This window comes from Roseofilum capinflatum BLCC-M114 (assembly GCF_030068505.1).
GTDB classification, from domain to species: Bacteria; Cyanobacteriota; Cyanobacteriia; order Cyanobacteriales; family Desertifilaceae; genus Roseofilum; species Roseofilum capinflatum.
This window is the reverse complement of record NZ_JAQOSO010000079.1, coordinates 173325-183355: the sequence shown is the minus strand read 5'-3', so window position 1 is coordinate 183355 and position 10031 is coordinate 173325. Positions and strand designations below refer to the sequence as shown.

The following is a 10031-nucleotide window of genomic DNA, read 5'->3' as shown; positions in this document are numbered from 1 at the left end:
AGGGATATAGGGAGAGGGCATTTCCAATTGCACAACTCATTTAGACTAGCTATAGTTATCTTGCCTAATTGACATAACTTTCACTATTGAACGTGCTACGGCTCAGGGGAACCACTAAGAATTAATATAGCATTTTCAAGGGAGAGAGAATGAGATCGCCAGGATGGGAATTTGCGATTAAGATCAAAATTATAACCTCCTGTGTGGGTAAGGGTGTGCTTCCTGAAACCCATGCCCCGGTTCTGTTCGTCTCCTAACCCGATCGCTATTTCTACCCCTATCATGTCTAACGCTAAATCCCGTCTTGCTGTTATTTTCTCGATCGCCGGAGTCAGTCTAGGGGCAATTATTGGGGGGCTGCTCCTCCATCAAACCCATATGGATCGGCAAATTGTTGATGAAGTGCGCTCTTGGTTGCCGGAAATTGCCCCCAAAAAACCGACGTTTGAGCTTACACCTGCTGAACTGAAAAAATCCCCCATAGCTAAGTTGGTGCAAGTTTCACCGACGGAGCGCCAACCTTATCTGGAAGCCTTGAGCCAACAACCGAGTCATCCCGAATACCCTCGCGCTCGCTATCTGTTGGCGATGGATCAATTAGCCCAAAATCAACCCCAGGAGGCGATCGCCACTTTAGCCGATTTAGAAACCCGCTACCCTCTACTGGCGGCTCATATTCTTGCTCAACGCGCCCAAGCTTATGCTCAGTTAGGCGACAATACGAAAGCAGCAGCCACTTGGCAACAGCTTTTAACCACCCATCCCAATCATCCCGTAGCGGCTGAGGCGCTCTATGAGTTAGGGAAAACCAATCCTCAACTCTGGGAAGAGGCGATCGCCAAATTTCCCGCCCATCCCCGCACGGTAGAAATTGCTGCCAATCAACTGACGACTAACCCCAATTCCTTGCCCCTGTTGCGCTTGTTGGCTCGACATGCTCTCTACAAACCCGACTATACCGACATTCTCGATCGCCTCACCGAAACCCACAGCGCCCAACTCACCCCAGAAGATTGGGAAATGATCGCCTTTGGCTATTGGGAAAAAATCACCTATGGCAAAGCCGGGGCAGCCTATGCCAAAGCGCCCCCCACGCCGAAAAACCGCTATCGAGCTGGTAGGGGGTTACAACTCGGCGGCAAAACTCAAGAGGCGATCGCTGCCTACAAACTCCTGTATAACACTTATCCCAACGAGCCAGAAACCGCCCAAGGCTTAATCCATCTCTCCCGCTTAGTCGATCTCGAACCCGCCCAGGATTACCTCAATATCGTCATTGCACAGTTTCCCCACAAAGCCCCCGAAGCCCTGATCGAACAAAGCAAAGTATTAGACGCGCTCAAAAGTTCCGAGTCGGCAAAACAGGCGCGACAGTCCGTTTTAACCCAATACAGCAAGTCAGAAGAAGCCGCCAAACTGCGATGGCAACAAGCCGAAGATGCTGCCGACAACGGCAACCTGCTGCAAGCTTGGAGAGTTGCCCAAGAAATCACCGTCGAAAACCCCGATACTGAGTACGCTCCCGAAGCTGCCTTCTGGGTGGGCAAATGGGCGCAAAAACTCGGTAGAGAACGGGATGCCAAAGCCGCCTATGAATATGTCTTACAGCGCTATCCTGAATCATACTATGCCTGGCGATCGGCTCTCATGCTCGGCTGGAATGTGGGCGACTTTACCACCGTTCGCTATCTCGAACCCAGCGTGGAATACACCATTCCTCGTCCCCTTTTACCCGCCGGTTCCGAAACCCTCAAAGAACTCCATCAACTGGGACAAGATCGAGACGCTTGGACACTCTGGCAAGTAGAATTTACCAACCCCATGGAACCCACGGTTGCCCAACAGTTTACCGATGGCATTATGCGCTTGCAAGTGGGCGATTATTTAGACGGAATGTTTATGCTCAATAGCCTCGCTTGGCGAGACGATCCTGAAGAGCAAAACCAATATCAGTCCCTCCGTCAACAACTCGCCTATTGGCAAGCTCTCTATCCTTTTCCTTATCTCGAACCGATTGAAAGTTGGTCAAAAGATCGGCAACTCAATCCCCTTTTGGTCACCGCTCTGATTCGCCAAGAATCTCGGTTTATGCCCGAAATTAAATCCGTTGTGGGTGCGACTGGCTTAATGCAAGTGATGCCCGAAACCGGAGAATGGATTGCGGGTAAAATCAATTTAGCGAGTTATCAGTTGGACAATCCTAATGATAATATTAAGTTGGGAACCTGGTACTTGGACTATACCCACAGCGAATATAATAATAATTCCTTGTTAGCTGTAGCCAGTTACAATGCCGGCCCCGGAAATGTGGCAGACTGGTTGAACCGCTTCGGGTTACGCGATCCCGATGATTTTGTGGAAAAAATTCCCTTTCCGGAAACCTATGGCTATGTGAAATCCGTTTTTGGAAATTACTGGAATTATCTGCGCTTGTATAATCCCGATATCATGCAAAAGATGGAAAAAATTAACTAAATTAGAGAGATATTATATCAAATCCGAATAATCAGTTATAGTATGTCATTGCGAAGGTCGCGCAAGCGGAATGAAGCAATCTCGATTATCTCGCTAATTGTAGCGTTTCCGCTTCGCGGACATGAAAGCGAAGCTTCGCTAACGCGCAAGCTTCGCTAACGCCAAGATTAGGGAATTTTGCGATTGCTTCATTCCACTTCGTTCCATTCGCAATGACTGATCTCAATGAGACTGTACTCCGTTACAGCGCAAAGCGCTGTATGACAATCGCGGATGGGAGCTAACCATTAAGGAGCAGCGTAAACAGATCCGGCGTTTGTTGCGTAGCTCACTGAGTCTCAAAACTTATTTTACCGAAATTTTATCGGAAATCTGGGAAGATGCGCGATCGGATGTTGAAGATATTTACCCGAAGATCGATTTGCCTGAAGTTTGTCCGTTCCCAGAAGATTTAGAGGTTTTGCTAACGGAAAAATTTTGGGATTCACGGAGACAGAAAAAACAGAATTAGATCGGATTAGAGCCAAATGTTAAGCCAGAGAGTCTTGTTTAGTACCAATGTATAGTAAAATAATGAAAATAACTGGATATCAACCCTTACCTATTCGTAAACTATGCCAACTGTTGAATATAATCTAGAATTTTGGTCAAATTATAGCTGGTCTGACCAAGGCGATGAATGGTCTCATGCTTGGGGCGGCACGGAGTTTTTATGGTGGGGAACTCTGTATCCCCGGATTCAAGCCTTCATTCCCACGGGCAGCATTTTAGAAATTGCTCCGGGTTATGGTCGATTTACCACCTATTTCAAGGATTATTGTCAAGAGTTAAGTATTGTTGATTTAGCTGAACCCTGTATTGAAATTTGTCAAAAGCGGTTTGCTAACTATTCCCATATTAACTATTATGTGAATGATGGCAAGTCTTTAGATATGATTCCAGACGGCTCCATAGATTTTGTGTTTAGCTTTGATTCTTTGGTTCATGCAGAATCAGATGTGATGCAAGCCTATTTAATGCAATTAGGGCGCAAGCTGAAGCCCAATGGCGCAGGATTTTTTCATCATTCTAATATCGGTCACTTTAAGGATAGTTCGGGAAATCTGCCTTTTCCTAATCCCCATATGCGAGCTGAAAGTATGACGGCTAATCTGTTTGCCGAATATTGCGAGCAGGCCGGACTGCAATGCTTAAGCCAAGAATGGATTAATTGGGGAGATCAGGATGAGATACTTAAGGATTGTTTATCGACGTTTAAGGTTAAAGATGCTCACTGGAATCAAAATAACCGGGTTTTGAAAAATCCCCATTTTATGGAGGAAGCTAAACGGTTGCAAGATATTTCTGTGTTGTATCGTCCTTCTCGGTTTTAGGACAAATCCGGTTTCCGCAAGCGGACATGAAAATGGGAAAAGAGAAGCGGGCAAGATACCCGCACTCCTCGAATTCTTTGATAGGACTGGAGTGGGAGCATCTTGCTCCCTGGATTTTTAATTAGGGTATTTAATTACTGCGCGGTTTCAATTCAATCCAGGGATGCTGAACGCGGGCAAGACTGCCACCGGGAAAGGGATCGGTTTGGGAGCGGTTAGGCGCGGTAATCAGATGGGTAACTTTTTCGACTTGGGCGAAGTTGGGGGCATGGGGGAGCCATCGGAGGAGAAATTGGCGGATGACTCGCCGTTGTAGGGAAAGAGGCGCGTCGGTGAGCTGTTGGCGGTTGAGTTTGGGTCGGTCAGGTTGGGTGGATTGGGTATAAAGATTGCTTGCTAAAGATTCGAGATACTCAACATCGGCTTGTAGGAGTTCGGCGGTTGTCGCTAGATGGTTAGAGGCTCCGGGGTTGATGTTCTCTAGGGCGGGGATAAGGTGCAGTCTAATTTGGTTGCGGGTATAGCGGGTGTCTTGATTGGTGGGATCTTCCCAGATGGGGAGCTGGAGCTGTTGGCAAAATTGGGCGGTTTGCGATCGCCCAATTTCCAACATCGGCCGCACCAATTGCACCCTTTCCGTGAGGGGACGCTGCCAACTGAGAGCAGCGAGTCCATCGAGTCCACTGCCGCGAATCAGGTTATGGAGCAGGGTTTCAGCGCGATCGCTTTTCGTATGCCCGGTGACTACCCTGGAAAATCCATGGGTTTCAGCCAGTTCGATCAAGGCAGAATAACGCCAGGAGCGGGCGGCAGCCTCCCCATGAAGGGGGCGCTCGGCGGTTTTTTGATAAAACTGGAGGTTCCAATGCCCAGCCATCTCTGAGACCTGCTGGGCGTTGGCTGCCGAATCCGATCGCATTTGATGGTCGCAGTGGGCAACCCCTAACTGCCATCCCCACTTGGGTTGCAAGTCTAGGAGCAGTTTCAGAAGGCAAACGGAATCTTGACCTCCGGAAACGGCTACTAATAGGGACTCCTGGGGGGGAAGCAGGTGGGGCCGCGATCGCAACGTCGCCTGAAATCTGGCGTGCAAGTCGCTCCAATCTGGTTTAGAAGAACCAGCCATAGGAATGCAACCCTTTACCCAACAAATTCACGCCCATATAGCACACCCAGACCACACAGAACCCGGCAGACGCGAGAATGGCGGGACGGCGGCCTTGCCAGCCTTTGGTAATGCGAGCATGGAGATAGGCGGCGAATACCAGCCAGGTGATTAGGGCCCAGGTTTCTTTAGGGTCCCAACTCCAGTACGATCCCCAAGCTTCATTTGCCCAGACTCCTCCAGCGATAATGCCGATGGTGAGCAGGGGAAAGCCGAGGCCGATCATCCGATAGCTGATATTGTCCAAAACTTGAGCAAGGCTCAGGGTTTCCGGCGACCACACTGGGTCACCGAGCGGAGTCGAGGTAGGGGGAGTTTCCAGATTGATCCGCTCTAGGGTAGCGACATTACTACTGCCCTGGTTGAACTGAACAGAGGGTACATCAGAGACCGTTTCCAGTTTATTTAGGGGGGTTTGGCGACGGTTGCTATTGCCGTAGGAGCTACCGGTGAGGCTAACCGCTTGACCTCGTGTGACGATTAAAAAGGCGATCGCCAACAGGGAACCCACCATCAAACAGGCATAGCTCAGAAGCATAACGCTTACATGCATCATCAGCCAATTGGACTGAAGCGCCGGAACCAGGGGTTCAGCCACCTGCATTTCACCGGGTAAAGAGAGAGCAGCAAAGGCAGTAATTCCCATAGCGACGGGGGAAGTGACTGCACCTACCCACCGGGAGCGGCTCAGATATTCCGCCAGCAGATGGGTGGCAGTGAGTCCCCAAGCAATGAAAAATAGGGATTCGTAGAGGTTACTGAGGGGAAAGTATCCCGCTTCGATCCAACGAGCGCCGAGTAGGGAAGCGATGGACAAATTGGCGATCGCCATCCCTGCGGTTCCCAAGGTCGCTAGATAGGGGATTTTGGGAAAAGCCATCCCCGACCAATACAGTAGCATCGTCACCAAGAGGACGGCAAAGCTTAGATTATCTAGGCTATTCTGGAGCGTGACCAGATCCATTATGTTGTATTTCTCCCAACGTTAAGGTGTTCTCTTCTTCTAGATCCTATCGGAAATGGAGTCAATCATCAGGGGTTTGGGTGAGTTTTAAGTGAATGGTTATCATACGTTGTGAATCCTCAAAACTTGCAGCGCTCATCGGTGCGATAGACCAGAAAACCCGGTAAAGTAAAGAAGTGTAAACCCATTTTCAGGAAGGGCCAAACCATCTATGCGTGTAATCTTAATGACGGGTAAAGGCGGAGTGGGTAAAACCTCCGTAGCAGCAGCAACTGGGTTGCGATGTGCAGAATTGGGCTATAAAACCCTGGTGCTAAGTACCGATCCGGCCCACTCCCTAGCAGACAGTTTCGATCTCGAATTAGGTCACGAAGCGCGATCGGTTAAACCCAACCTTTGGGGGGCAGAACTCGATGCGCTTATGGAGCTAGAAGGCAACTGGGGAGCCGTCAAGCGCTACATTACCGAAGTCCTGCAAGCGCGAGGTTTAGATGGGGTGCAAGCCGAAGAACTGGCCATTTTGCCAGGAATGGATGAAATTTTCGGCTTAGTCCGCATGAAGCGCCATTATGACGAAGGCCAATATGATGTGCTGATTATCGACTCTGCCCCCACCGGAACCGCCCTCAGACTGCTGAGTATTCCTGAAGTTGGGGGGTGGTACATGAGACGCTTTTACAAGCCCTTGCAGGGGATGTCTGTGGCGCTGCGACCCCTTGTTGAGCCGTTGTTTAAGCCCATCGCCGGATTTTCCCTCCCGGATAAAGAAGTGATGGATGCACCCTATGAATTTTATGAGCAAATTGAAGAATTAGAGCGCGTTTTAACCGACAATCACCAAACCTCGGTACGTCTAGTGACCAATCCAGAGAAAATGGTGATCAAAGAATCTTTACGCGCCCATGCCTATTTGAGCTTGTATAATGTGGCTACAGATTTAGTCATTGCTAACCGCATTATTCCCGATGAAGTCAACGATCCATTCTTCCAACGTTGGAAGGCTCATCAACAGGAATACCGCCAAGAAATTCATGAAAACTTTAGCCCGCTTCCGGTCAAAGAAGTTCCTCTGTTTGCCGATGAGATGTGTGGATTAGAGTCTTTGGAGCGCTTGAAAGAAACCCTCTATAAAGATGAAGACCCGACTCAGGTTTATTACGAAGAGAATACGATTCGAGTGGTACAAAATGACGATCACTATAGCTTAGAGCTATATTTACCCGGCATTCCCAAAGACCAAATTCAGCTCAATAAAACGGGGGATGAGTTAAATGTGCGGATTGGCAACCATCGACGCAATTTAGTTTTACCCCAATCTTTGGCTGCCTTGAGTCCGTCTGGGGCGAAAATGGAGGAAGATTATCTTAAGATTCGGTTCACAGAGATGGTGAAGGCTTAAAATTGGGATAATTTGAGATCCTCTAGGGGGAGTTATGAAAAAATATGTTTGCAATGTTTGTGGCTATGTCTACGATCCTGAAGAGGGAGATCCTGATAGTGGGATTGCACCCGGAACAGCCTTTGAAGATATCCCGGATGATTGGGTTTGTCCAGTTTGTGGGGTGGGTAAAGAGGATTTTGAACCGGTAGATTAATGGGTAATAATGGGATCTTGATTATTGGAGGAGGAGCGGCGGGTTTTTTTGCCGCTATCTCCTGCAAAACGGCGAACCCCCAAAGGGAGGTGATACTCCTGGAAGCGGGAAAAACCCTGTTATCTAAGGTGCTGATTTCTGGGGGAGGCCGGTGCAATGTGACCCATGCTTGTTTCGATCCGGCCACTCTGGTGCAGTCCTATCCCAGGGGAGCGAAGGCTTTGCGGGGGGCGTTTACCCGGTTTCAACCGAGAGATACGATCGCCTGGTTTGAGTCCCATGGAGTGTCCCTAAAAACCGAATCGGATGGCCGCATGTTCCCCATAACCGATGATTCGGGCACGATCGCCGATTGTTTAATCCAAGCAGCGAAAAGCCTGGGAGTGCAAATATACACCCGATCGCCAGTTTTGGGAGTGACTACAGGCGATCGCCAGTTTCGGATACAGGTGAAGTCGGGTCAAGACTTGGTAGAAATGAAGGGCGATCGCCTTTTACTGGCAACCGGAAGCCATCCGAGCGGATACCAGTTTGCTCAACGTCTCGGCCATACCCTGGTTCCTCCCGTCCCTTCCCTGTTCACGTTCAAAATTAATGATGCGGCTCTGCGGGAGTTAAGCGGAATTTCAGTCACCGAAGCGCGAGTCGAATTACCCGACCTGAAATTAACCCAAACCGGCCCCGTTTTAGTCACCCATTGGGGATTGAGCGGCCCCGCCATTTTGAAGCTCTCCGCTTGGGGAGCAAGAGACTTAAAACAAACTCAGTATCAAACCCCCTTGAGGATAAACTGGTTACCCCAGTCTCGCCCCGATGAGCTGCGACAAGTGCTGCTCAAGGTAAAATCCCAGTTAGGGGCGAAAACTCTATGGGCCAATTGCCCCGTGCTGATTCCTCGTCGTCTGTGGCAATATTTACTGGGAAAGATTGAGGTAGGCGATCGACTCCAGTGGGCACAATTCTCCAAAACACAACTCAACAAACTCCTACAAACCCTCACTCAAGACACCTATCAAATTAGCGGCAAAGGCGTTTTCAAAGAAGAATTTGTCACCTGCGGCGGTATTCCCCTCAAAGAAGTCAACTTTAAAACCCTAGAAAGTCGGTGTTGTCCCGGCCTACATTTTGCCGGTGAAATTCTAGATATTGACGGCATTACCGGCGGCTTTAACTTCCAAAATGCTTGGACAACCGGGTGGTTAGCCGGACAAGGTATGATACAAGGATGACAACTCAAATCTATGAATCAAAAATGTACCTCGGAGGCTGTATTCATGCCTTTTAGCCAATATAAAAGTATCGCAGATGTCGCTCAACAATTCCAAATCAAGTGCCGTGTAGCCAACTTTGTTCAAGAACTTCCCTTTCCTGTCCCTCAAAGTTTTCGCGAAGACCTAGATTTTATCCTGACCCATGTAGCAGTTTATCATTCTGAATATGCAATTTGTGAAAACTTAATTTACCCCATCTTAAAAGAAGTTTGGAAAACATACTATGAAAAATTAGTGTTGTGGAGTCACCCCACACTCACCTATGATGAAACCCTTTGTGGACAGCCCGATTATGTCGTAGCTAGACTCAATCCTTTAGGTCATCTTATTTTTGATAAACCCTATTTTCTAGTCGTCGAAGCTAAACAAGATAAATTTGAGGAAGGATGGGGGCAATGTCTAGCTGAATTAGTCGCTATTCAGAAAATCAATGAAGATTCAAAGCAGGAAATCATCGGCATCGTTTCTAATGGTCGAGTCTGGGAATTTGGACAACTCAAAGGGAATGAATTTACCCGCAACTCAGTCCCCTATGTTATGGGTGATTTAGATCGACTCTTTGCCGTTATCAATGCTCTATTTCATCAATGTTTGCTAGAATAAAAAGATATTATCAATATACAGCGATATCAAAATGAAATTAGCAGAAGCATTAACAGAGAGAGCCGCACTGAGTCGTCGATTACAAGAACTGCGCGATCGCATTCTCCGAAATGCCAAATACCAGGAAGGAGATACTCCTGCTGAAGCCCCCAATACTTTACTCAAGGAGTATGACAAAACGGCAAAAGCATTCAGCAAGCTAGTCGTCAAAATCAACCAAACCAATAACGCCATCCAATTAGACAATGGTGTATCTATGATAGAGGCATTGGCTCAACGAGATAATCTTAAACTCAAGCATTCTCTGTATACTAGATTAGCCGCAGAAGCCACCCCTACCTTTAATCGGTATAGTAAAACCGAAATTAAATTTGTTAGTTCTGTTACCGTTATCGATATCCAAAAATCTGCGGATAAATTAGCCAAGGAATATCGAATCTTAGATGGAAAAATTCAACAAGCCAATTGGACTCATGATTTGATCGAATGAAGCGAAAAGAACTAATATCAAGTCCGGTTTCCGCAAGCGGACATGAAAATGAGTTAAACTAGCGGGCAAGATGCCCGCACTCCCTCAATTATTTG

Annotated in this window: 10 protein-coding genes; 8 read left to right on the top strand and 2 right to left on the bottom strand. The window is 48.0% G+C overall.

Going from position 1 to position 10031, the window contains the following annotated elements; all coding sequences use genetic code 11:
- The first annotated feature begins 282 nt into the window (after window positions 1–282).
- The 3 genes from PMG25_RS14330 (at window position 283) to PMG25_RS14320 (ending at window position 3848) form a co-directional block, all read left to right on the top strand.
- Window positions 283–2475: a transglycosylase SLT domain-containing protein gene (locus PMG25_RS14330; RefSeq protein ID WP_283767577.1), complete on the top strand. Its 2193-nt coding sequence runs from the start codon at window positions 283–285 to the stop codon at window positions 2473–2475.
- Window positions 2476–2731: 256 nt separating this feature from the next.
- The gene (locus tag PMG25_RS14325) at window positions 2732–2986 is read left to right on the top strand and encodes a DUF29 family protein (RefSeq protein WP_283767580.1); all 255 of its coding nucleotides are present in this window, start codon (window positions 2732–2734) and stop codon (window positions 2984–2986) included.
- A gap of 103 nt (window positions 2987–3089) precedes the next feature.
- Window positions 3090–3848 carry a class I SAM-dependent methyltransferase gene (locus tag PMG25_RS14320; RefSeq protein WP_283767576.1) on the top strand — a complete coding sequence of 253 codons (759 nt, stop codon included), beginning with the start codon at window positions 3090–3092 and terminating at the stop codon, window positions 3846–3848.
- A gap of 130 nt (window positions 3849–3978) precedes the next feature.
- On the opposite strand, the gene tilS is transcribed toward PMG25_RS14320, so the two are convergent.
- Window positions 3979–4974 carry a tRNA lysidine(34) synthetase TilS gene (gene tilS, locus PMG25_RS14315; RefSeq protein WP_283767575.1) on the bottom strand — a complete coding sequence of 332 codons (996 nt, stop codon included), beginning with the start codon at window positions 4972–4974 and terminating at the stop codon, window positions 3979–3981.
- Window positions 4958–5977 carry a c-type cytochrome biogenesis protein CcsB gene (ccsB, locus tag PMG25_RS14310; protein WP_283767574.1) on the bottom strand — a complete coding sequence of 340 codons (1020 nt, stop codon included), beginning with the start codon at window positions 5975–5977 and terminating at the stop codon, window positions 4958–4960. Before ccsB ends, tilS begins: the two co-directional genes overlap by 17 nt.
- A 211-nt stretch (window positions 5978–6188) precedes the next feature.
- Between ccsB and PMG25_RS14305 the strand changes: the two genes are divergently transcribed.
- The 5 genes from PMG25_RS14305 to PMG25_RS14285 are packed head-to-tail and all read left to right on the top strand — an operon-like array spanning window position 6189 to window position 9936.
- Window positions 6189–7376, top strand: coding sequence for a TRC40/GET3/ArsA family transport-energizing ATPase (locus tag PMG25_RS14305; protein WP_283767573.1), 1188 nt, complete (start codon window positions 6189–6191; stop codon window positions 7374–7376).
- Window positions 7377–7410: 34 nt separating this feature from the next.
- Window positions 7411–7572: a rubredoxin gene (gene rd / locus PMG25_RS14300; RefSeq protein WP_283767572.1), complete on the top strand. Its 162-nt coding sequence runs from the start codon at window positions 7411–7413 to the stop codon at window positions 7570–7572.
- Window positions 7572–8801 carry a BaiN/RdsA family NAD(P)/FAD-dependent oxidoreductase gene (locus PMG25_RS14295; RefSeq protein WP_283767571.1) on the top strand — a complete coding sequence of 410 codons (1230 nt, stop codon included), beginning with the start codon at window positions 7572–7574 and terminating at the stop codon, window positions 8799–8801. Before rd ends, PMG25_RS14295 begins: the two co-directional genes overlap by 1 nt.
- A 45-nt stretch (window positions 8802–8846) precedes the next feature.
- Complete coding sequence (locus PMG25_RS14290; protein ID WP_283767570.1) at window positions 8847–9446, top strand: hypothetical protein; 600 nt, start codon at window positions 8847–8849, stop codon at window positions 9444–9446.
- Window positions 9447–9477: 31 nt separating this feature from the next.
- Window positions 9478–9936 carry a DIP1984 family protein gene (locus tag PMG25_RS14285; RefSeq protein WP_283767569.1) on the top strand — a complete coding sequence of 153 codons (459 nt, stop codon included), beginning with the start codon at window positions 9478–9480 and terminating at the stop codon, window positions 9934–9936.
- Window positions 9937–10031 lie beyond the last annotated feature (95 nt).